Below are 22,039 nucleotides of genomic sequence, written 5' to 3'. Positions count from 1 at the left end.
CGAGTTTGGATGGGTGATTATCGGTGACGATGCTCAGTCGGTGACGATGCGGTGCGGGACGAATGCCGAGCCGTCGTCGGTGATCAGCCCCGCGGTCTCGCGGATGCCGAGACCCGCCGCGGCGTCGCCGACGATCCACGCGCCGAGCACCGGGCGCATGTCGTCGAACTCCGGCAACGGGTCCAGCAACTGGTAGACGTAACCTTCCTCGCCGTAGACGCCGCCGGTCGCGGTCTCCAGACCGGCGCCGACGATGGTCATGTTGGCGCCCTCTCGTCCCAGCTTCGGTTTACGGATGTACTCGGTGAGCTCGTTGGGCTGGTCGAGGTAGGCGGGCAACAGATTCGGGTGGCCCGGATACATCTCCCACAGCACCGCCAGGATCGCCTTGTTGCTCAGCAGGGTTTTCCACAGCGGTTCGATCCACATGGTCTGTGGCAGGCTGTCGACGACGCGCTTGCCGAAATCGTCGTCGAGCACCCACTCCCACGGGTAGAGCTTGAAGACGGCCTCGATCGGAGCCTCCGCCAGATCGACGAAACGCTCCAGTTCCGAGTCGAATCCGACTTCCTCGATCGGCAGCGCGACGGTGTCGAATCCGGCCTCGGCCGCGGTCTCCTGCATATAGGCGGTGGTGACGTTGTCCTCGCCGGTGGCGTCCGCCCCGGACCAGGTGAAGTGCAGCTGCGCGGTGGGCAGCACGTCACGCAGCTCACCCCACCGCTCGACCAGCTTCTCGTGCAACGAGTTCCACTGGTCGCCGCCGGGGTAGCGATCGGTCAGCCAGTGCCACTGCACGATCGCGGCCTCCAGCAGGGAGGTCGGCGTGTCCGCGTTGTACTCCAGCAGTTTCGCCGGACGCCGCGCGTCGTAGCGCAGGTCGAAGCGCCCGTACACGTGCGGGTCGGAGCGTCGCCAGGATTCGGCGATCGGGCCCCAGCTCCACTCGGGCAGGCCGAAATCGGCGAACCGTTCGGTGAGCACGATGTGCTCCACCGCGTTCAGGCACATCGAGTGCAGCAGTTCGACGTCGGCCTCCAACGCGAGGATCTCCGACATCTCGAACTCGTAGTGCACCGACTCGTCCCAGTAGGGCCGTGGCTGACCACTCGCGTCCCGCCCAGGGGAGCCGTAGACCAGGCCCTGGCTTTCGGTGATCTGCTGCCAGCCCGGCCGGGGCGTATCCCGCACGCGCCGCATCTACGACCCTCCGCCGGTGCTCTTGCTGCCCAAGCCGCCGCGCTGGATCGTGGTGCCGCTCTTGGTCTTGATCTCGGCGCTCTTGGGCTTGATCGTGGTGCCGCCGGTCGGGGGTCTGCCGACGGTGCCGGTGCCGCCGTAGTAGTAGCGGTATTGCGGCCCGCCGCCGAGGATGATCAGACCCGGGCTGACTCCCGGGCTGGTGTCGCCGACGAAGCCGGGACGGCCGTCGCCGCAATAGGAATCCTCGACCACGATCTCTTGACCGTTCTCGGTCTTCACGCAGTGGGCCGTGACGCGGTCGGGCGCGGTGAGTGCGCGATAAGCCAGGTAGCCGCCGCCGACCAGGGCGGCTACGCCGACGATGGCGACACCGCCGATCATGACGCGCTTGCGGTTGCGCTTCTTGGCTTCTTCGGCCCAGGCGGCCGCGCGCTGTGCTTCCTCGGCGCGCCTGCGTGCCTTCTCTCTCGCCCGTGCCTCGGCAACCGTGGGTGGGCGGGGCTGCGTGATGCCCGGTTCCTGGCGCTGGATCCGGCCGGGGCGCGGCGGTTGCTCGGCGTCCGGACTCGTGTCGCCGGGCGGCACCGAAGTCGGGGTCGACCAGTCGATCTCGGGCTGCTCGGCGGCGCCACCCGGTGCGGAGACGGGCGTCGACCAATCCTGCTCTTCGCCCGGCACGGGCGTGGCGGGGGTGGGCGACGGCTTGTCCTCGGCTGGGTGTTCCGGGCCGGATGAACGCTCGGGTTCGTCCCGGCGCTCGTCGTCACCGGGATTCCGCGTGCTCACCGCTGTGCCCCCCTCGTCACCCGAATCACCACTACCGCTCCTCGAAACCGGTCAATTCACCCCGCGCGGGCTCCCAGCTTTCCACAACCAACCTCACCTGACCAGGTGTATCACCGGAACGCAAGCGTTCGAGCAACTCCTCGCAGGCCGGTCGCGGTCCCTCGGCGACCACGTGCACCCGGCCGTCGGTGGCATTGGTCGCGTGCCCGACCAGTCCCAGTTCCAGCGCCCGCGACCGGGTCCACCAGCGGAAACCCACGCCCTGCACCATGCCGTGTACCCAGGCGCTCAAACGGACCGGGTCGTCCATCAGGCCTCGACGTCGAACGACAGTGACACCCTCGATCCCGCCTTCAGCGTCCGTCCCACCGTGCAGACCTTGTCGATCGCACGCTGCACGGTGACCAGCAACCGTTCCCTGGCCTCGTTGTCGAGGTCGCTGAGATCGAGCTCGAACACCTCCTCCAGGTGCGGGTAGACCTCGTTCTCCCGGTCGGCGTCGCCGGAGACCCGGATCGTCGCGTCGAAGTTGTCGCCGAGCTTGCGCGACAGCGGGAAGTCCGCGCTCAGGCCCGAGCAGGCGGCCAGCGCGATCTTCAGCAGCTCGCCGGGTGTGAACACACCGGGTACGCCCTGCGAACCGATCAAGACCTCGGCGCCGCGGGAGCTGCGGCCGGTGTAAGCCCTGGTGCCGGTGCGCTCGACCCACAGCGTGGTCGGCTCCGGCGTGATCGGCGCCGCGGTGGCGGTGGCGGGTGTAGCGGTCTGTTCAGCCATGAGTCTGATCCTGCCATTGTCGTCGCAATGAGTTCGCGCGCCTGGCAACGCCGCGCCCGGTCGCGCCATTCCACGCGGGCCGGCCACCGTGGCGGGGATAACTCAGTGGCCGCGGGCGATCCATTCGGCGAGGAACGGCTTCTCCGTGCCGATGGTGGTGGAGTCGCCGTGTCCGGTGTGCACCGCGGTGTCCTCCGGGAGCGTCAGCAGGCGTTCGCGGATCGACTCGATGATCGTGCCGAAATCGGAGAACGAGCGACCGGTCGCGCCGGGCCCACCGGCGAACAGCGTGTCTCCCGTGAACACCGCCGTCGCGGCGGGCAGATGCAGCGAGACCGATCCAGGGGAGTGGCCAGGGGTGTGCAGGACCCGCATCGAGGTGTTCGCCACCGGGATTTGCTCGCCGTCCGCGAGGGGACGGTAGCCGGCCTCCGGGTGGGTCATGCGCCACAGCGGTTCGTCGTCGGGATGTAGCAAGATCGGCGCGTCCAAGCGCTCGGCGAGTTCGGGAGCGACCGTCACGTGATCGTTGTGCCCGTGGGTGCACACGATCGCGCGGACGACGCGGCCCGCGACCGCCGCGACGATCGGGTCGGCGTCGTGCGCCGCATCGATGACGACCACCTCCTCGTCGTCACCGACCAGCCAGATGTTGTTGTCCACTGCCCAGGTGCCGCCGTCCAGACAGAAAGCGCCGGAGGTGACGACGCGGTCGACGCGGGCGCTCACCTGACCACCACCGACCGCAGTACCTCGCCGGCGTGCATCTTGGCGAAGGCCTGCTCCACCTCATCGAGTCCGATGCGTTCGGTGACGAACCGGTCCAGCGGCAACCTGCCCTGGCGGTGGAGGTCGATCAGGGTGGGGAAGTCGCGTTCCGGCAAACAGTCGCCGTACCAGGAGGATTTCAACGCGCCGCCACGGGAGAACAGGTCGAGCAGCGGCATCTCGAGGGTCATCTCCGGGGTCGGCACGCCGACGAGGACCACCGTGCCCGCCAGATCACGGCCGTAGAACGCCTGCTTCCAGGTCTCCGGCCTGCCGACCGCGTCGATCACCACGTCGGCGCCCCAGCCGTCGGTGAATTCCTGGATCTTCTCCACCACGTCCTCGCTGGACGCATCGATGGTGTGGGTGGCGCCGAAGTCCTTGGCCCAGTGCAGTTTCCGGGAGTCCCGGTCCACCGCGATGATGGTCGCCGCCCCAGCCAGCTGGGCTCCGGCGATCGCGGCATCCCCGACGCCGCCGCAACCGATGACCGCGACGGTGTCGCCGATCGAGACGTTGCCCGTGTGCAGCGCCGAGCCGAGGCCTGCCATCACCCCGCAGCCGAGCAGGCCCGCCACCGCGGGGTCGGCCTCCGGATCCACCTTCGTGCACTGGCCCTCGTGCACCAGCGTCTTGTCGACGAATGCCCCGATGCCCAGCGCGGGGGTGAGCTCGGTCCCGTCGGCAAGCGTCATCTTCTCGCTCGCGTTGCGACTGTCGAAGCAGTACCAGGGGCGGCCTCGCTTGCACGCCCGGCACTCGCCGCAGACCGCGCGCCAGTTGAGGATGACGTAGTCGCCCTCCGCCACATGGGTGACCGCGGCGCCGACGGTCTCCACCACACCGGCGGCCTCGTGGCCGAGCAGGAACGGGAAGCTGTCGGTGATACCGCCCTCGCGGTAGTGCAGGTCGGTGTGGCAGACGCCGCACGCCCGCACCCGGACCACCACGTCGTGCGGGCCTGGATCCGGGATCACCACGTCGACGATCTCGACCGGTGCGCCTTTGCTGCGGGCCACGACCCCGCGGACGATTTCGGACACCTGTGCCTCCTGAGCGAATTCGCTGGTGACGCGGATCCGGCCGCTCCGTGGATCCGCGCGCTGAACAGCTGTCCATACAGCTGTTCCCGATCTTCGAACCCTACCGCCGGAACGAGGGCGGTCGCGAGGTTTCGGGAGGGTGATCGCGGAAGGGTTGACATTCCACATAGGAGGGTTATGCTGAGCAACATTCCACTATGGAAGATGAATTTCGTCGATAGGACCAAGCATGGACATCTCCACCGGCATCCGCGCCTCGAACGCCGAACGCGACGCCGTGGTACGCCTGCTCGGCAGGCACATGGCGGACGGCCGCATCGATCTGCCCGAGTACGACCAGCGCGTCGCGCAGGTGTACGCCACTACCGACCGTGACGATCTGCGCTCGGTGCTGTCCGATCTGCCCGAGCTCGGCAAGGATGCCGCCGCACCGGCGTCCGCGCCCCCGCGTATCCCGATCTGGCAGCGCATCGAGGGCGGCACCTGGCTCGCCGTGAGCGTGCTCGTGCTCGTCATCTGGGGCGCGATCTCGCTGGGAGTCGGCGCTTTCACCTACTTCTGGCCGATGTGGGTGATCGGTCCTTGGGGCGCCGTCCTCGCGTTCCGTATGGTGGCAGGCTTCGAGAACGGCCGCTTCGGGCAACGCGCGAGCTGAGGTTCGTCTTCGCGGCGCTGCCATCCGGATCACCGGGTGGCAGCGCCGTATTCGTGTTCTACCGTCCGTGCCGCGAAGTGCGCTCCTGCGAGTTGGCGCGGGTATCGGGCCGTGGCCGTGGTTCGCCGCGATGGCGGCGACTCGGCGGGGGTGGGTCGTAGGCCGGTTCCGGCGGTGTCGACCGGTTGCGGTATCCGGGATCGACCCGATCCGGTCGCGCGGGTCCGGGCTCGAAATCCGTGGGCGCTCGCCGATTCGTTGGGGTTCGGCGGCCCTCGGCGTCGCCCGGGTAGCGATCCGGCTGCCGGGCGGTGCGGTGTGCGTCGTGCAGGTCGTCGTCGGCGAGTTCGCGGCGTCGGCGTCTCGGTAGTTCGGGACGGCCGGGCGCGGGACGCACGGGCAGGTCGGGATCATTCGCATCGGTCGGCGGGAACCGATCGCTGGGCCGAGCCGGTTCGGGCTCGTCGCGGTGGCGGCGTGCCGGGCGCGAGCGGGCGGGGGAATCGTAGTCGTCGGACCAGCGATTTCGCTGTGTGGCGGGCTCGGCCGCGTGGCCGCGATGCCACCGATCGGCATCCGCGTCCGGGGATGACTGCCGTGGATCAGCGGCTCTCCGGTGTGTAGAGCGGCCATCGCGGCGTATCGGCGGGCTTTCGAGAGATCGGGTGTCAGTCGGCGGACGTGTGCGGCGGGCCGGGTACCGAGCGTGATCGTCCACTTCGGCGGACCCGCGTGCGGTCCCGAATGAGTCGTTCGGCGACGACCGGCGAGGCATTCCCGCCCGGGGCCGTTGCGGCGGACGCCCGGGCCGGAGGACCGGAAGTTCGCGGGTGACCTGCGTGGCGCTGACGCCTTTCTCCCGGTAGGTCGCGGGAATATCGTGGGCGCGCAGCCATGCGCCGGGGTCCCGGCGCGCGTCGGCGTCCAGCCACGGAATGGTGTCCTCGAGCAGATCGAGAAGGTCGCCGGGTCCCTCGCCGAGCGCGGCGCGGATGGCCTGGAAGGCGTCGGGCTGGAATGTCCATTTCCATTCCGACCGTCCGGCGTGCGACCGGCCGTGCAAGACGAGGTCGCCGGAGCGCGAGATCTTGGCTCGCACCGTTCGCCCGCTGGACTCCACGACGAGTTCCCCGGTCTCGGTGCGAGTGATCTGCTCGATCTCGTCGTGGTCGTCGATTTCGTCGGGCTCGGTGTCGTCGTCGCGGTCGATACGGCGCATCCACTTGGTCACCGCGCTCAATGCGAGCGGCGGCGGCCGTTCGTCCTCGGTGCCGGGGCGGGCGATCCGCAATGTCCGCGCAATCCCGGCGACGATGTCGGCGGGCCCGGCGGATCGCGTGAGTTCGGGCTGGTCGTCGTCCTCGTGGTGCGCCACGGGCTCCGGTCGGCCGGCGGGGCGGGTGCGCCCGGCCGGCTCGCCGTGGCCGTGGGCCCGGTCCGCGGACCGTCCGGATCGACCGGGAAAATTCCCACGCCTGGGGGTTTGGTCCGGCTCGTGCTCCTCCCACGGCGGGTCGTCGTCCTGCTCCTGCGCCCGCAGCTTGATCTCGAACCACGCCGCGGCCAACGCGGCGGCGCCGAGCGCGGCCGCGATCGCCACCTCCACCCGCACATCGCTGAGCAGTGCGCTCTTGCTGCGCTCACAGGCGTGCAGGAACACCAGGCTGCCGAGTACCAGGCCCGTGATCCGGGCAAGGCGGAACCGGGTGCTTGTCCCTGGTGAGGGGGCAGACATCGTGGTGCGCTCCCGAACGTTCCGCTGGCGAATCAGAGGGATCGTATGTGGCCGGAGGGCGCGGCGTCAGTGCCAGTTCGAGACCGCCTGAATCGGCGGAGACCGAGGTCGGTGGAGACCTCTGGTCGGTCCGACGCGCGTTTCGCCGGTCGCGGCGCGCGGACCGGAGGAGCCGCCCTGCTCGCGCCGCGTCCATCGACCGGGCGTGACGGGTAGCGCGGGGGGCGTCCCGCAAACCTCGGGCACATTGATGCGCCCCAACGGGAGGCGACTCGATAACCTACCGATATCGCCGCACCGCTACTCGGTCGCGTGCGCCGCCGGGCCCCCGCAGCTCCCGGCACGCGACCGATACCATGACTGGTCGCCGGATACGCTGCCTCTACCACGCGGAACGCCGACCGGGCAGAACACGGAAAGGCCGTCGAACTTGCACCTGAAGAGCCTGACGTTGAAGGGGTTCAAATCCTTCGCGTCCGCGACGACGCTGCGGTTGGAGCCGGGCATCACGTGCGTTGTCGGTCCGAACGGATCGGGCAAATCGAACGTCGTCGACGCGCTCACCTGGGTCATGGGCGAGCAGGGTGCGAAGGCGCTGCGAGGCGGCAAGATGCAGGATGTGATCTTCGCGGGCACCGCCGGGCGCGCACCGCTCGGCCGCGCCGAGGTCACGCTCACCATCGACAATTCCGACGGCGCCCTGCCGATCGACTACGCCGAGGTGTCCATCACCCGGCGCATGTTCCGCGACGGCGCGGGCGAATACGAGATCAACGGCAACTCCTGCCGCCTGATGGACGTGCAGGAACTGCTCAGCGACTCCGGCATCGGACGCGAGATGCACGTCATCGTGGGGCAGGGTCAGCTCTCGGCCATCCTGGAGTCGCGCCCGGAGGACCGCCGCGCCTTCGTCGAAGAGGCCGCTGGTGTGCTCAAGCACCGCAAACGCAAGGAAAAGGCGGTACGCAAGCTCGAGGCCATGCAAGCCAACCTGGCTCGTCTGACCGACCTCACCACCGAACTGCGCAGGCAGCTCAAACCGCTGGGCAGGCAGGCCGAGGTGGCGCGCAGGGCGCAGACGGTGCAGGCCGACCTGCGCGACGCCCGGCTGCGCCTGGCCGCCGACGACCTGGTCACGCGCCGCGAGGAGCTAGCCGGTCAGCAGAGCAAAGAGGCTTACGCGCGCGAGCAGCAGATCACGGTGCAATCCGAGCTGGACGCGGCCAACGCGGCGCTGGCGCAGCAGGAATTCCAGCTGTCCCGGCTGACGCCGAGCGCCGAGGCCGCCGCCCAGATCTGGTTCCAGCTCTCCGCGCTGGCCGAGCGCGTCAACGCGACGATCCGCATCGCGGGTGACCGGGCGCGGCACCTGGACGCCGCGGCTCCGGTCGGCACCGGCCGCGACCCCGAGCAGTTGGAGGCCGAGGCCGACCGCGTCGAAGCCGAGGAAGCCGAACTGCGCGAGGCGGTCGAGATGGCCGCCGAGGTCTTGGAAGCGGCACGGGATCAGCTCGCCGAACGCGAGCACGTCGCCAAGGCCGCCGAACAGGCGCATCTGGCGGCCGTGCGGGCGATCGCCGACCGGCGCGAGGGTGTGGCCCGGCTGTCCGGCAAGGTGGACACCTTGCGGGCCAGGGCGCAATCGATGGACACCGAGATCGCACGACTCTCGGTCGCCATCGCCGACGCCCGCCACCGCGGCGAGACCGCCCAGGCGGAATTCGACACGGTGCAGGCCGAACTCGCGGAACTCGATGCGGGGGAGGAGGGCTTGGACGCCCAGCACGAGCACGCGGTGCAGGCACTGGAACTGGCCGATCAGCGTGTCACCGAATTGCGCGAACAGGACCGTGACGCGAGCAAGCGGGTCGCGTCGCTGGGCGCGCGTATCGAGGCGCTCGGGATGAACCTGGCACGCCGGGACGGTGTGGCCTGGCTGGTGGAGCATCGCGAGCAGGGGTTGCTCGGTCCGCTCTCGGCCCTGCTCCGCGTGCACGGTGGCTATGAGGCGGCGGTGGCCGCCGCGCTCGGCCCACTGGCCGACGCCGTCGCCGCCGACACCGGCGAGTCCGCGCACGCCGCGATCCAGGCGCTCAAGGAGGCCGACGGCGGCCGCGCCGCCGTCGTCTTCGGCGCCGAGAGCGCCGATCGGGCACAGCCGGGCGCGTTGCCCGACGGCGTCCGCTGGCTGATCGACGTGGTGGAGTGCCCCGGCACCGTGCAGGGAGCGATCGCGGCGCTGACCGCGGGCATCGCCGTGGCCGACGACCTGCCCGCCGCCCGCGCGCTGGTCGCGGCGCGACCCGACCTGCGCGTGGTGACTCGCGACGGTGACCTCGCCGGAAGCGGCTGGCTGCTCGGCGGTTCGGATCGCGCGCCCAGCCAATTGGAGATCCAGGCCGACATCGATGCCGCCGAGGCCGAGTTGGTGGCGGCGCAGCGGCGCGCCGAGGAACTCGAGGCCGCGCTGTCCGGCGCGCTCGAGGAGCAGGCCGACCGCAAGGACGCCGTCGACCAGGCGCTGCTCGTCCTGCACGAATCCGACCAGGCGCTGGTGGCGATCTACGAGCGGCTGGGCCGTCTCGGCCAGACCGCCCGCACCGCGCAGACCGAAAGCGAGCGGCTGCTGCGCCAGCGCGACGAGGCCGAGGCCGGCCGCGAGGAGGCGCTCGCGTCGCTGGCCGAACTGGAGGATCGCCTGCGGCACGCGGAACTCGAACAGTCCGAGGTCGACGCCGACGGCGCGGGCGCGGCCGGCACCGAATCCGCCGGTCGCGCACGGGAAGAGGCAGCGGCCGCGCTGGCCGAGGCGCGCGCGATGGAGGTCGAGGCCCGGCTGGCCGTGCGCACCGCCGAGGAACGAGCGGAATCGGTTCGGGGCAAAGCGGATTCGCTGCGGCGCGCCGCACGTGCCGAGCGGGAAACCCGCGCCCGCGCCGAACGCGCCCAGGCCGCGCGTAAGCAGGCCGCCGAGCTGGCCGCCGCCGTCGCGGAGTCCGGTGCGAAGATCGCCGCAGAGCTCGAGCAGGTGGTCGCCGAGGCGGGCGCTCGCCGCGACGAGCTGGTGCGCAGGCGCACGGAGTGCGCCGCGCAAGTCGAGCAGATCAAGGAGCGGGTGCGGGCCCTCACCGCGCAGCTGTCCCAGCTCACCGACGCGGTGCACCGGGACGAGGTGGCCAAGGCGCAGGCCGCGCTGCGCATCGAGCAACTGGAGGCGACCATCGCCGAGCAGTTCGGCATCGCGCTGAACGATCTGATCGCCGAGTACGGCCCGGATGTGCCGTTGCCGCCCACGGCGCTGGAACTACAGGAGTACGAGCAGGCCAGGGAACGTGGCGAGCGGGTCAGCGCGCCGGCCCCGATGCCCTACGACCGGCAGACCCAGGAGCGTCGCGCCAAGCGGGCGGAGAAGGACCTGGCCACTTTGGGCAAGGTGAATCCCCTCGCGCTGGAGGAGTTCGCGGCGCTGGAGGAACGCTACAACTTCCTGGCCACCCAGCTCGAGGACGTCAAGAGCGCGCGCAAGGATCTCCTCGACGTCGTCGCCGAGGTCGACGCCCGCATCCTGGAGGTGTTCACCGAGGCCTACGCCGACGTCGAGCGCGAGTTCGTCCAGGTATTCGCGAAACTGTTCCCCGGCGGCGAGGGCAGGTTGCTGCTCACCGATCCCTCGGACATGCTCACCACCGGCATCGAGGTGGAGGCCCGTCCGCCGGGCAAGAAGGTCAAGCGGTTGTCGCTGCTGTCCGGCGGGGAGAAGTCGCTGACCGCGGTGGCGTTGCTGGTGGCCATCTTCCGCGCCAGGCCCTCGCCGTTCTACGTGATGGACGAGGTGGAAGCCGCGCTGGACGACACCAATCTGCGCCGCCTGATCGGCTTGTTCGAACAGCTGCGGGAGAAGAGCCAGCTGATCGTCATCACCCACCAGAAGCCGACGATGGAGATCGCCGACGCGCTCTACGGCGTCAGCATGCGCGGTGACGGCATCACCCAGGTGATCTCCCAGCGGCTGCGCGGGGAGAATCTGGCCCCGGTCGGCGCGGTGGGCTGAGCGGCTCCACTTTCGCGCCCACCGGGTCGCGTCGAGAACGACCGGATCTCCTGCGCAGGCGTACCACCATGTCGACGGTACGCCCGGCAGCCGCGTTACCTCCACGAGCAGCGCGAATGCGTCGCTCTTCATCCGTCACCGCGCTATTGCTTCCCCCCGACGCGCACGGATCAGCCCGGCGCGGGTGCTCCGGATCGAATCACTCCGCGACACCAGCCTTTTCGCTTTCCAGTACGGCTTTGATCTGCGCCGCACCGGTTTCGGCCAGCCAGGTGTCGAAAGTCCGCAAGCCGGGATGGATCTCGCGGATCTCCTCGATGTCGGCCCGCCAGCCGCCGGTCCGGCGCAGCAGTCGCCAGGTGTTGCCGATCGCCACGCCGAGCGCGTCCGCGTCTGCTTCGCCGATCTCCTGATAGCGGACCGGATGGCCGGTGGCCGCGCTGATCGCCGCGGCGGCCGCGGGCGGGGTGAGCGCGTCGCCCGCGAGTTCGAGGACGCGACCGTGAAATCGGCCCGGATCGGCGAAGACGAGACCGGCGATGTCGCCGATATCGGCCAGGGCGATCACCTTCATCGGTCCTTCGGCCGGGAAGAGGTGCCGGTGGACGCCATCGTGGATGCCGTCGACCGGTGACGTGCGCAGCAGGTAGTTCTCCATGAAGCGCACCGGGCGCAGCAGGGTGTAGCGGGCGCCGCTGGCGATGACGGCGTCTTCGATGCGCTTCTTGCCGCTGGCGCCCCAGGAGACGTCGTCGTTCATCGAGGCGATGCCGGTGAACACGATCTGCCGGACACCAGCCTGGCGCGCCGCGGCGACCAGCGACTCTCCGCGCGCGGCTTCCACTTCGACATCCCAGCCCTGCGGGCTGTACGCGGCGGGCGGCACCAGGAACAATCCGGTGGCACCGTCCAGCGCCGCGGGGAACGTCTCGGGCGAGTCGAAGTCGCCGACGACGAGTTCGGCGCCCGCCGCGGCCAACTGCTGTGCGGCGGGCGCATGCGCGTCGCGGACCAGCGCGCGCACCGCCGTGCCGTCCGCCAACAGCCTGCGGGCGGTCACGCCGCCCTGCTTGCCGGTGGCTCCGGTGACCAGGATCAGGTTGTGCTGAGGGGACATGCTCCGCCTTCTCTGCTCGATAGAATCGGGTCGTGTGACCCGGATTCGGACGATACGGGTGGCTCGACCCGATCGACCAGGTCCCTTTTCGGAGAGGCGTAACGAAATGACCACATCTCTCGCCCCGGGCGGGACATCGCGAGCTGATGCCCGGCGCAATCGCGCGCTCGTGCTGGCAGCCGCGCAGCGCGCCTTCGCCGAGCAGGGCGCCTCGGTCTCGCTCGCGGAGGTGGCCCGCCGGGCGGGCGTCGGCGCGGGCACCGTCTACCGGCACTTCCCGACGAAGGCCGACCTGCTCGAAGCCGTTATGCAGCAACGCATCGATCGGTTGGCGAAACTGGCCGCCGAGCATATCGGCGCACCGGACCCGGGTGCGGCCTTCTTCGATTTCTGCACCGCGGTGATCGCCACGACGCCTGGTAACCAGGCGCTCTGTGACATGGTCCAGTCCGACGACGGCTGGCCGCGCGCACTCCTGCACAGCGCGGGCGTGCGTTTCCACCGTTCGCTGGAAGCCCTGCTCGCCGCGGCCAAGCAGGCGGGTGCGGTCCGAGCCGACATCGAGCTCGACGACGTGCTGGCGATCTTCACCGGATGCGTCGCTATCCAACAGCTCCGCAAGACGCGGGGGAGTGTGGACCGCACCGCGGCGATCGTGCTCGACGCGCTGCGCGCTCGGCCGGATCAGCCGGGAGTGACGAAACCGGAGGTTCGGCCCGAGAACCGTAACGAATCATTGGACCGTAACGAAACTGGAAGTGGGCGCTGTCCGATGTGTCACGGGGAGGTGCCCCGGGCCGGGACGGGCCGCCGGGCCAGGTACTGCTCCGCGGCCTGTCGTCAGAAGGCTCATCGTCGGCGTGTCGCGTCGGCTCGCTAGCCGGATGGCGCATTTGTGTCATCCGGTGCTCTGATGCGCCACGGACCGATCGGGGCCCGGTCCGCGATCGGCGCGAGCCGGTGGTCTCGCGGCGCCCGCCGCGGGCCGAAGAGGGGGTTTACGGGTTGCTCACAGCAGGTCGCTGACGTCGTCGGGCACGTCGACGGCGTACTTGCGCAGGATGTCCATCGAGATCACTTCCAGGGCGTTCTCGTGCGTGGCCGCCAGCACAACGGGCGCGGCGACGCCGTCCTCGTGTGCGTGCAGCCACCGTACGGCCACCACGCACCACCGGTCGCCCGGCTGCAGGCCGGGGAAGTTGTTCTCCGGTCGCGGCGTGCTCAGGTCGTTGCCGATGGAGGTTTGATGCTCCAGGAACTCTGCCGTGACGACGGTGCACACGGTGTGGCTGCCCAAATCCTCCGGCCCGGTACTGCAGCAGCCGTCCCGGTAGAAGCCGGTGAGAGGATCGGTGCCGCACTCTTCCAGCGGCCCCCCAAGCACGTTTCGATCGGTCACGTCGCCGATCCTATTGTCCCTTCGCGAGAAGTTCCGCAGGACAAGAAATCTGGAGGGCTGTGTCGGTGCCCGCGCGGGCGGGTCCGAGGCCCGGTACCAGCGGTGTTCACCGAGTTCGCGGCGTCGGCGCGGTGGCGCGACTCGCGCGCCGGGTGCGGCTCGGGGCCGAACACGTGACGGTCGGTCTGCAAGGATGGTCCGCGTGAGTCCCGAAGTCTGGATCCTGATCGCCGCGGTCGCCGCGCTGCTGCTCGTCGTGCTCGTCGCCGGTTTCGTCCGGTACAAGCGCGGCCGCGTGTCGCTGACTCCGCCCACGCCGGACAAGGAGGTGACCGACCGGTCCGGTGGGTACACCGCCTCCGGCGGATTCAACTTCAGCCGGGGCGGGACGGCGACCGAACCACAACCGGTCGAGCGCACCGATACCGAAGGACAGCCGCACGTCGGCGACGACGCCGCGATCCCGCGCGACGCGCCCAAGCGCGGTATCACCAACGTCCCGTTGCCGGAGGCCGACGTCGCCGAGACGCCCGCCGCGTCGGGTGGCGCCGAACCCGCCACCGCACCCGGGGCGGACGCGTCGACGGCCGAGACAGTGCCGCCGACGGCCGATGAGGTCCAGTCGCCGGAGAGCTCGGTAGCCGACACCGCACCGGCCACGGCCGACGCCGAGCCCGCCACCGCCGAAACCGCTGCTACCGACGCGGTCGGCGCCGCTCCCGACGTGGTCGCTCCCGACACGCCCGCGGGCGTCGAGGCTCCCGCCGCGCTGGAGGAGATCGAGCCCCCCGCCGGTCGCCTGGTCCGCCTGCGGGGGCGGTTGTCCCGGTCGCAGAACGCTGTCGGCAAGAGCCTGCTCGGCCTGCTCGGCGGCGGCGACCTCGATGACGACTCGTGGGAAGAGGTCGAGGACACCCTCGTTCTGGCCGACCTCGGCACCGCGAGCACCACGGCCGTCGTCTCCCGGCTGCGCGCCGAGATGGCGGCGCGCAGCGTGCGCAGCACCGATGAGGCGCGCGCCGTCCTGCGCGACGTGCTGATCGAGCAGTTGCGACCGGAACTGGACCGTTCGGTGCGCGCGCTGCCGCATCCGGATCACCCGTCGATCCTGCTGGTGGTCGGCGTGAACGGCACCGGCAAGACGACCACCACCGGCAAGCTCGCGCGCGTGCTCGTCGCCGACGGCCGCCGCGTGCTGCTGGGCGCGGCCGACACCTTCCGCGCCGCGGCCGCCGATCAGCTGCAGACCTGGGGCGAGCGGGTCGGCGCCGACACCGTCCGCGGCCGCGAGGGCGCCGACCCGGCCGCGGTCGCGTTCGACGCGGTGGCCGCGGGTGTCGAGCGCGGCGTCGACGTGGTGCTCATCGACACGGCGGGCCGGCTGCACACCAAGACGGGTCTGATGGACGAGCTGGGCAAGGTCAAGCGCGTCGTGGAGAAGAAGGCCGCCGTCGACGAGGTCCTGCTGGTGCTGGACGCGACCGTCGGGCAGAACGGACTGACCCAGGCCAGAGTGTTCGCCGAAGTGGTCGACATCACAGGCGTCGTGCTGACCAAGCTGGACGGGACCGCCAAGGGCGGCATCGTCTTCCAGGTCCAGCACGAACTGGGTGTTCCGGTGAAGCTGGTCGGGCTCGGTGAGGGCGCCGACGATCTGGCCCCGTTCGAGCCTGCCGCGTTCGTGGACGCGCTGCTGGGCTGAGCCTCCCGCTCGCCGAGCCCCTCGAAAAGGCTCGCGCCCGCGCTGTTTCGGGCAGTGGCGCGCACCCGGACGCCGAGCACTCGCTGGCCGCCCGGGTGCGAGGTCCATCACACCCCGAATGTTTGCCGACTCCTCTTCCGCCGTAACGAATGTCCGATTCGGCGGACGCTGTACTCACAGCGTCGGAGAACCCTCGGTGTAGGTGACGAAACGTAGTGGCAACACAGCTGCGTCATCCGTTCACGTAGGTGAAACACGACAGCTCTACGGATGAAACACCGAGTGAGGACCCTTCTGTTCAGGTCCATTTGCCGGAATCGGCTGGGCCCGAGATGAGGAGGACATTAAGGTGGCTTTTCCACTTACCGGTGCACCGGATACCGGTGACACCGCCTGGATGCTGGTGAGTTCGGCGCTGGTGTTGCTGATGACCCCGGGCCTGGCTTTCTTCTACGGTGGCATGGTCCGCTCGAAGAACGTGCTCAACATGATCATGATGAGCGTCAGCGCCATGGGCGTGGTCGGCGTGCTGTGGTCGCTGTACGGATACTCGATGGCTTTCGGCGACAACATCTTCGGTGTGATCGGTGACCCAACGCAGTTCTTCGGGCTGAAGGGCTTGATCGGTGGTAACTCCGTCGCCGAGGCCAAGGACGCGGCGGGCGCCATCACCACCGAAGCGGTGAACATCCCGCTCGCGGGCACGATTCCGGCGACCGTCTTCGTCGCCTTCCAGCTGATGTTCGCCATCCTCACGGTCGCCCTCATCTCGGGCGCGGTCGCCGACCGCATGAAGTTCGGCGCGTGGCTGCTGTTCGCGGGCATCTGGGCCACGGTGGTCTACTTCCCGGTCGCGCACTGGGTGTTCGACTTCGACGTGAAGGACGCCGACGGCAACATCGTGCACGAGGGCGGCTGGATCGCCAACAAACTGCTCGCCGTCGACTTCGCCGGTGGCACGGCGGTGCACATCAACGCGGGCGCCGCCGGTCTGGCCCTTGTGCTGGTGCTCGGCAAGCGCAAGGGCTGGCCGGGCACGCCGTTCCGCCCGCACAACCTGCCGTTCGTCATGCTCGGCGCCGGTCTGCTGTGGTTCGGCTGGTTCGGCTTCAACGCCGGTTCCGCGGTGACCTCCGGTGGCCTCGCCGGTTCGACCTTCATCATCACCGCCATCGCGACCTGCGCCGCCGTGCTGGCCTGGCTGCTGGTGGAGAAGATCCGTGACGGCAAGCCCACTTCGCTGGGCGCGGCGTCGGGCATCGTGGCCGGTCTGGTCGCCATCACCCCGGCGTGTTCCTCGGTGAACGTGCTCGGCGCGCTGGTCGTCGGCGCGGTCGCGGGCGCGCTGTGCGCACTGGCGGTCGGCCTGAAGTTCAAGTTCGGTTTCGACGACTCGCTCGACGTGGTCGGCGTGCACCTCGTCGGCGGCATCGTCGGCACCCTGCTGGTCGGTTTCGTCGCCGCGCCCGAGGCGGGTGCGGCCAAGACCGGCCTGTTCTACGGCGGCGGATTCGACCAGCTGTGGCGGCAAGCGGTGGGTGCCGGTGTGGTACTTGTCTTCTCCTTCATCGCGACGCTGATCATTGCCTATATCGTGAAGTTCACCATTGGGCTGCGCGTGAGCGAGGAAGCAGAGTCGGTGGGCTTGGACGAATCCGAGCACGCGGAAACCGCCTACGACTTCGCCGCTCTGGGTAGCACGGCACGTTCGGCCGTCAAGGAGGCATGACGAACATGAAACTGATCACCGCAATCGTCAAACCGTTCACGCTCGAGGACGTGAAGTCCGGGCTCGAGCAGGCGGGTGTGTTGGGCATGACCGTCAGCGAGGTCCAAGGGTACGGCAGGCAGAAGGGGCACACCGAGGTGTACCGCGGCGCCGAGTACTCCGTCGATTTCGTGCCGAAGGTCCGCGTCGAGGTCGTCGTGGACGACGCGTCCGTCGACAAGGTCGTGGAGGTGATCGTGGAGGCTTCCCGCACCGGCAAGATCGGCGACGGCAAGGTCTGGGTGACTCCGGTGGAGTCGATCATCCGGGTGCGGACCGGCGAACGCGGCACCGACGCGCTGTAGCGGAATATCGAGTCGAGCGGCGGCCCCGCTCCCGCCGGAGCTCCCGGTCGGGGCGGGGCCGCGCGCATGAGATGGGCGGTGGGTTGTGGGAAGTCGGCACGAACACGACGGTGGTCCGAAGGGCGCCGAAGAAGGCAACGGCAGGGTGTCCAACGGGGCGGCCGACCTGGTCCGCGCGCGAAGACAACTGCTCGACGGCGGCCTGCCCCGCAATCCCCGGCTGGATGCCGAGTCGCTGCGCCAGGCCTTGGTCGACCTCTACGAACTCTGGCTCACCAGTAAAGGCGCCGAACTGGGCATAGGGCCCGACAGCGGCTTGGCCGTGGTGGCCGTCGGCGGTCTCGGCCGCGGCGAGATGCTGCCGTTCTCCGATCTGGATCTGGTGCTGCTGCACGACGACGTGGATCCCGCCCGGGTGGCCGAGGTCGCCGACCAGCTCTGGTACCCGCTGTGGGACGCGCATATCAAACTCGACCACAGTGTGCGGACCGTGCCGCAGGCGTTGCGGGTGGCCGCCGACGATCTCATCGCCGCCCTCGGCATGCTCGAGGCCAGGCACATCGTCGGCGACCAGGAACTGAGCAATCTGCTGATCGGCGGGGTGCGCCGGGAATGGCGTACCGGTATCCGGTCCCGTTTCGATGATCTCATCGCCCAGGCGCAGGCCCGATGGGAGCGCAGCGGTGAGATCGCCCACCGCGCCGAGCCCGATCTGAAGAATGGGCGCGGCGGCCTGCGCGACATCCAGCTGCTCGACGCGCTGGCCATCGCCCAGCTGACCGACGCCATGCCCGGACTGGGGCCGGACGTGCCGGGCGGCGGATTGAAGCAGGCGCACCGGCGTCTGCTGGACGTGCGTACCGAACTGCATCGCGTGGCGGGCCGTTCCCGTGATCAGCTGCGGGCGCAGGACGCCGACGAGATCGGCGCGGCCCTGCGCATCGGCGATCGGTTCGATCTGGCCCGAACCCTGAGCGACTCGGCCCGGACGGTCAGCTACTCCGTGGACGTCGGGCTGCGCACCGCGGCCAACGCGCTGCCCCGAAGGGGATTGGCGCGCCTGCGCCGGATGCCGGTGCGCAGGCCGCTGGACGAAGGAGTCGTCGAGCATGCCGGTGAGGTGGTGCTGGCCAGGGACGCGCGCCCCCAGCGCGACCCCGGCCTGATCCTGCGCGTCGCGGCGGCGTCGGCGCAGACCGGCCTGCCGATGTCCGCCACCACCTTGAACCGGCTCTCGGAGGACGCGCCCGAGCTACGCGAGCCGTGGCCCAAGGACGCCCTCAACGACCTGCTGGTCCTGTTGGGCGCGGGCCGCGGCACCATCGATGCGATCGAGGCGCTGGACCGGACCGGCCTGTGGGGCAGATTGCTCCCGGAATGGGGCGCGGTCCGTGACCTGCCCCCGCGCGACGCGCTGCACACCTGGACCGTCGATCGTCATCTCATGGAGACGGTGGCCTACGCGGGCGCGCTCAGCACCCGGGTGGCCCGTCCGGACCTGCTCGCCCTCGGCGCGCTGCTGCACGACATCGGCAAGGGCCGCGCGGGCGATCACAGCCTGGTGGGCGCGGAACTCGCCACCCACATCGGCCGCAGGCTCGGTCTGTGGCCGTCGGACGTGCGCACGCTCAGCGCGATCGTCCGGCATCACCTGCTGTTGCCGGAAACCGCCACCCGGCGCGACCTGTCCGATCCGGAGACGGTGCGCTCCGTCGTCGACGCGCTCGACGGCGATCCGCAGCTGCTGGAACTGCTGCACACCCTGGCCGAGGCCGACTCACTGGCCACCGGGCCGGGTGTCTGGGGGGACTGGAAGGCCTCGCTGATCGGCGAGCTGGTTCGGCGCTGCCGGATGGTGATGGCGGGCGACCAGCTGCCGACGCCCGAGCCGATCGCACCGGAACTGGTCGAGAAGGCCAGGGCGGGCGGGGTGCACGTCGACCTGAAGCCGGGGGAGAGCAAGCACACGTACACGGTGACCGTCATCGCGCCCGACAGCCCCGGGCTGCTCTCCGACGCCGCCGGCGTGCTGGCGCTGCATTCGCTGCGGGTGCTGTCGGCCGCGCTCGGCGTGGAAGGCGCTTCGGCCGTGGACACGTTCGTCGTCGCCCCGAGATTCGGCGACCCACCGGACCCGGGGCTGCTCCGCCAGGAGTTGATCCGTGCCACGGCAGGCGAACTGGACGTGCCCGCGGCGCTGGCCAAACGCGAGCGTGAGGCGAGCACCGTCGGCCGGAGCCGGTACGCCCAGGCCCAGCCCCGGGTCATCTGGGCGGACACCGCGGTGCCCGGCCAAGCGATCCTGGAACTGCGCGCGGAGGACCGGATCGGCCTGCTCAGCCGCTTGGCCGCCGAACTCGCCGTCTGCGGAGCCGACGTCCGATGGGCCAAGGTGGTCACGATGGGGTCCGCTGTGGTCGACAGCTTCTGCCTCGAGCTGGGAGCCGAGGACGGTCCGGCGCGCCGGGAAGCGATCGAGAAAGCGATTCTCGCGGTGGTTCCCAGAACTGCGCCGAAGCCGCCTGTCGAGGGTGCGGAGAAATAGGAAAGCGGCGACCAGCTGTACTTCTACCCAGTGACCAATCTGTTGCGGGATATTTGCTACATCTGAGCTCCGCTCCGGTGACCGACCCCTACGATCTAGTGCGTCCGGGCTATCGCGAGCACGAGGGGAGCAGGTCGGTGGCAATTGAAGTCGTTTCGGCGTCCACGATGACGAGTGACGAGACCACGCACATGGCGCGCTGCGTCGGCGGAGACCGGTGGGTGGTCTCCTGGCTTCCGGGTCGCACCTTGACCGGGCAACAGGCGGTGACCGCGATGACGATCGCCTCGACGGTCGCCACCTCCCTCATCCCCAGCACGGCGGAATGGGCCGTGCTCGACGACCTGGCCCACGAGCTGGGCCTGACCGCCAACGAGGCGGTCTTCATGGTGGCCGCGGAGAACCGCGACTACCGCAAATCGGTCAAACCGCGCCGTCGTGTGCTCGACTAGCAAGCCCCTGGCGCACGGAAGGACGCACCGCCTGCGCGAACACGCGGGTGAGCCCATTACCCTGGGAGAGAATGTGACGTCCCCCGAGATCAGGAGCGCGATCGGTGTTCGAATCCCTGTCCGACCGGCTTACCGGTGCCCTCAAGGATCTGCGCGGTAAGGGGCGTCTGTCACCGGCCGACATCGACGCCACCTGCCGCGAGATCCGCCTCGCACTGCTCGAGGCCGACGTCGCGCTGCCCGTGGTCCGCGGTTTCATCGGGCGGATCAAGGAGCGCGCCAAGGGCGCGGAGGTCTCCGCGGCGCTGAACCCGGCCCAGCAGGTCGTGAAGATCGTCAACGAGGAGCTCGTCGGCATCCTCGGTGGCGAGACCAGGCGGCTGAACCTGGCCAAGAACCCGCCGACGGTGGTCATGCTGGCCGGTCTGCAGGGTTCCGGTAAGACCACGCTCGCGGGCAAGCTGGCGCGATTGCTGAAATCGCAGGGCCATCAGCCGCTGCTGGTGGCGTGCGACCTGCAGCGTCCCGGCGCCGTCACCCAGCTGCAAGTCGTCGGTGAGCGCGCGGGCGTGCCCGTCTACGCTCCGCACCCCGGCACGTCCGTCGGCAGTGGCGAGAATCCGCTGGGCATCTCGGCCGCCGATCCGGTGAACGTGGCGCGCGGTGGTGTCGAGGAGGCGCGGCAGAGGCAGTACGACGTGGTCATCGTCGACACCGCGGGCCGCCTCGGTATCGATGAGGAGCTCATGCGGCAGGCCGCGGGCATCCGCGACGCCGTGCAACCGGACGAGACCCTGTTCGTGCTCGACGCGATGATCGGTCAGGACGCGGTCAACACCGCCGAGGCGTTCCGCGACGGCGTCGGCTTCACCGGCGTGGTGCTCACCAAGCTCGACGGCGACGCCCGCGGCGGCGCGGCGCTGAGTGTCCGCGAGGTCACCGGCGTCCCGATCCTGTACGCCTCGACCGGTGAGAAGCTCGAGGACTTCGACGTCTTCCATCCGGACCGCATGGCCAGCCGCATCCTCGGCATGGGTGACGTACTCACCCTGATCGAGCAGGCCGAGCAGGTCTACGACGCCAAGCAGGCCGAGGAGGCCGCACGCAAGATCGGCAGCGGCGAACTCACGCTCGAGGACTTCCTGGACCAGATGCTGGCCATCCGCAAGATGGGCCCGATCGGCAACCTGCTCGGCATGCTGCCCGGCGCCGGTCAGATGAAGGACGTGCTCGCGCAGGTCGACGACAAGCAGCTCGATCGGGTGCAGGCGATCATCCGCGGCATGACGCCGGCCGAACGGGAGAACCCGAAGATCATCAACGCCTCTCGCCGCCTGCGCATCGCCAACGGTTCCGGCGTCCAGGTCTCCGAGGTCAACCAGCTCGTGGACCGCTTCTTCGAGGCCAAGAAGATGATGGCGATGATGGGCCGCCAGATGGGGCTGCCCGGCTCCCGTCGCGGCAACGCGAAGAAGGGCAAGAAGGGCAAGAAGGGTCGCGGCCCGACCCCGCCGAAGGTACGCGGAGGTTTCCCGGGGATGGGCGGTATGCCCGGAATGCCCGCCGGAATGCCCGACCTGTCGAACATGCCCGCCGGCCTGGATCAGCTGCCGCCAGGCTTGGACGGCTTCGATTTGTCGAAGCTGAAGTTCCCGAAGAAGTAGGACAGCGCACCTCCGTTCCGCACGCCAGAGCTGCTCGTTGCATTCCCTGGTTCGGGCGCGCCCGCAAGC

At 69.7% G+C, this 22,039-nt stretch carries 18 protein-coding genes; 9 read left to right on the top strand and 9 right to left on the bottom strand.

Annotated features, from left to right (window positions below; all coding sequences use genetic code 11):
• Positions 1-33: 33 nt before the first annotated feature.
• The 6 genes from GVY39_RS02610 to GVY39_RS02585 form a co-directional block, all read right to left on the bottom strand.
• Complete coding sequence (locus GVY39_RS02610) at positions 34-1,200, bottom strand: glutathionylspermidine synthase family protein (protein WP_159919974.1); 1,167 nt, start codon at positions 1,198-1,200, stop codon at positions 34-36.
• Positions 1,201-1,989, bottom strand: coding sequence for a hypothetical protein (locus GVY39_RS02605; protein WP_236565251.1), 789 nt, complete (start codon positions 1,987-1,989; stop codon positions 1,201-1,203).
• Positions 1,990-2,020: 31 nt separating this feature from the next.
• Complete coding sequence (locus GVY39_RS02600) at positions 2,021-2,299, bottom strand: acylphosphatase (protein WP_159919972.1); 279 nt, start codon at positions 2,297-2,299, stop codon at positions 2,021-2,023.
• Complete coding sequence (locus GVY39_RS02595; protein WP_159919970.1) at positions 2,299-2,766, bottom strand: OsmC family protein; 468 nt, start codon at positions 2,764-2,766, stop codon at positions 2,299-2,301. Before GVY39_RS02595 ends, GVY39_RS02600 begins: the two co-directional genes overlap by 1 nt.
• A gap of 102 nt (positions 2,767-2,868) precedes the next feature.
• A complete protein-coding gene (locus GVY39_RS02590; protein WP_159919968.1) occupies positions 2,869-3,495 on the bottom strand; it encodes an MBL fold metallo-hydrolase in 627 nt (208 codons plus the stop codon).
• Positions 3,492-4,577 (bottom strand): S-(hydroxymethyl)mycothiol dehydrogenase, encoded by a 1,086-nt coding sequence (locus GVY39_RS02585; protein WP_159919966.1) that lies wholly within the window; start codon positions 4,575-4,577, stop codon positions 3,492-3,494. The genes GVY39_RS02590 and GVY39_RS02585 overlap by 4 nt, the downstream gene beginning before the upstream one ends.
• Positions 4,578-4,806: 229 nt before the next feature.
• On the opposite strand from GVY39_RS02585, the gene GVY39_RS02580 reads away from it, so the two are divergent.
• Complete coding sequence (locus GVY39_RS02580; protein WP_159919964.1) at positions 4,807-5,232, top strand: DUF1707 domain-containing protein; 426 nt, start codon at positions 4,807-4,809, stop codon at positions 5,230-5,232.
• A gap of 58 nt (positions 5,233-5,290) precedes the next feature.
• Here the strand turns inward: GVY39_RS02580 and GVY39_RS02575 are convergent, their stop codons facing one another.
• Positions 5,291-6,967, bottom strand: a complete 1,677-nt coding sequence (locus GVY39_RS02575; RefSeq protein ID WP_159919962.1) for a hypothetical protein — start codon at positions 6,965-6,967, stop codon at positions 5,291-5,293.
• A gap of 430 nt (positions 6,968-7,397) precedes the next feature.
• Between GVY39_RS02575 and smc the strand changes: the two genes are divergently transcribed.
• Positions 7,398-11,018, top strand: a complete 3,621-nt coding sequence (smc, locus tag GVY39_RS02570) for a chromosome segregation protein SMC (RefSeq protein WP_159919960.1) — start codon at positions 7,398-7,400, stop codon at positions 11,016-11,018.
• A 199-nt stretch (positions 11,019-11,217) separates the two neighbouring features.
• Here the strand turns inward: smc and GVY39_RS02565 are convergent, their stop codons facing one another.
• Positions 11,218-12,135, bottom strand: coding sequence for an NmrA family NAD(P)-binding protein (locus GVY39_RS02565; RefSeq protein WP_159919958.1), 918 nt, complete (start codon positions 12,133-12,135; stop codon positions 11,218-11,220).
• Positions 12,136-12,241: 106 nt separating this feature from the next.
• Here GVY39_RS02565 and GVY39_RS02560 point away from each other — a divergent pair, with 106 nt between their 5' ends.
• Positions 12,242-13,015 carry a TetR/AcrR family transcriptional regulator gene (locus GVY39_RS02560; RefSeq protein ID WP_159919956.1) on the top strand — a complete coding sequence of 258 codons (774 nt, stop codon included), beginning with the start codon at positions 12,242-12,244 and terminating at the stop codon, positions 13,013-13,015.
• Between the two features lie 129 nt (positions 13,016-13,144).
• Here GVY39_RS02560 and GVY39_RS02555 read toward each other — a convergent pair whose 3' ends face one another.
• On the bottom strand, positions 13,145-13,534 hold the full coding sequence (locus GVY39_RS02555; protein ID WP_159919954.1) for a DUF2237 family protein: 390 nt from the start codon (positions 13,532-13,534) through the stop codon (positions 13,145-13,147).
• A 193-nt stretch (positions 13,535-13,727) separates the two neighbouring features.
• On the opposite strand from GVY39_RS02555, the gene ftsY reads away from it, so the two are divergent.
• The 6 genes from ftsY to ffh all read left to right on the top strand — a co-directional run bounded on the left by ftsY (position 13,728) and on the right by ffh (position 21,970).
• Positions 13,728-15,236, top strand: coding sequence for a signal recognition particle-docking protein FtsY (gene ftsY, locus GVY39_RS02550; RefSeq protein WP_236565250.1), 1,509 nt, complete (start codon positions 13,728-13,730; stop codon positions 15,234-15,236).
• 349 nt (positions 15,237-15,585) lie between these two features.
• Positions 15,586-16,965, top strand: a complete 1,380-nt coding sequence (locus tag GVY39_RS02545; protein WP_304654067.1) for an ammonium transporter — start codon at positions 15,586-15,588, stop codon at positions 16,963-16,965.
• A 5-nt stretch (positions 16,966-16,970) separates the two neighbouring features.
• The gene (locus GVY39_RS02540) at positions 16,971-17,309 is read left to right on the top strand and encodes a P-II family nitrogen regulator (RefSeq protein ID WP_040868325.1); all 339 of its coding nucleotides are present in this window, start codon (positions 16,971-16,973) and stop codon (positions 17,307-17,309) included.
• Positions 17,310-17,454: 145 nt separating this feature from the next.
• Complete coding sequence (locus GVY39_RS02535) at positions 17,455-19,854, top strand: [protein-PII] uridylyltransferase (protein WP_304654068.1); 2,400 nt, start codon at positions 17,455-17,457, stop codon at positions 19,852-19,854.
• A gap of 137 nt (positions 19,855-19,991) precedes the next feature.
• A complete protein-coding gene (locus GVY39_RS02530; protein WP_223512631.1) occupies positions 19,992-20,306 on the top strand; it encodes a hypothetical protein in 315 nt (104 codons plus the stop codon).
• A gap of 104 nt (positions 20,307-20,410) precedes the next feature.
• The gene (ffh, locus tag GVY39_RS02525; RefSeq protein WP_159919948.1) at positions 20,411-21,970 is read left to right on the top strand and encodes a signal recognition particle protein; all 1,560 of its coding nucleotides are present in this window, start codon (positions 20,411-20,413) and stop codon (positions 21,968-21,970) included.
• Positions 21,971-22,039: the final 69 nt, after the last annotated feature.

This window comes from Nocardia sp. CY15 (assembly GCF_009829295.1).
Lineage (GTDB): Bacteria > Actinomycetota > Actinomycetes > Mycobacteriales > Mycobacteriaceae > Nocardia > Nocardia sputi.
This window is presented reverse-complemented; position numbering and strand designations above follow the sequence as displayed.

Excerpts from the sequence above, each read along its gene's own strand:
- GVY39_RS02610 (WP_159919974.1), bottom strand. The coding sequence starts at position 1,200 with ATGCGGCGCGTGCGGGATACGCCCCGGCCGGGCTGGCAGCAGATCACC.
- GVY39_RS02600 (WP_159919972.1), bottom strand. The coding sequence starts at position 2,299 with ATGGACGACCCGGTCCGTTTGAGCGCCTGGGTACACGGCATGGTGCAG.
- GVY39_RS02595 (WP_159919970.1), bottom strand. The coding sequence starts at position 2,766 with ATGGCTGAACAGACCGCTACACCCGCCACCGCCACCGCGGCGCCGATC.
- GVY39_RS02580 (WP_159919964.1), top strand. The coding sequence starts at position 4,807 with ATGGACATCTCCACCGGCATCCGCGCCTCGAACGCCGAACGCGACGCC.
- GVY39_RS02575 (WP_159919962.1), bottom strand. The coding sequence starts at position 6,967 with ATGTCTGCCCCCTCACCAGGGACAAGCACCCGGTTCCGCCTTGCCCGG.
- GVY39_RS02565 (WP_159919958.1), bottom strand. The coding sequence starts at position 12,135 with ATGTCCCCTCAGCACAACCTGATCCTGGTCACCGGAGCCACCGGCAAG.
- GVY39_RS02560 (WP_159919956.1), top strand. The coding sequence starts at position 12,242 with ATGACCACATCTCTCGCCCCGGGCGGGACATCGCGAGCTGATGCCCGG.
- ftsY (WP_236565250.1), top strand. The coding sequence starts at position 13,728 with ATGGTCCGCGTGAGTCCCGAAGTCTGGATCCTGATCGCCGCGGTCGCC.
- GVY39_RS02540 (WP_040868325.1), top strand. The coding sequence starts at position 16,971 with ATGAAACTGATCACCGCAATCGTCAAACCGTTCACGCTCGAGGACGTG.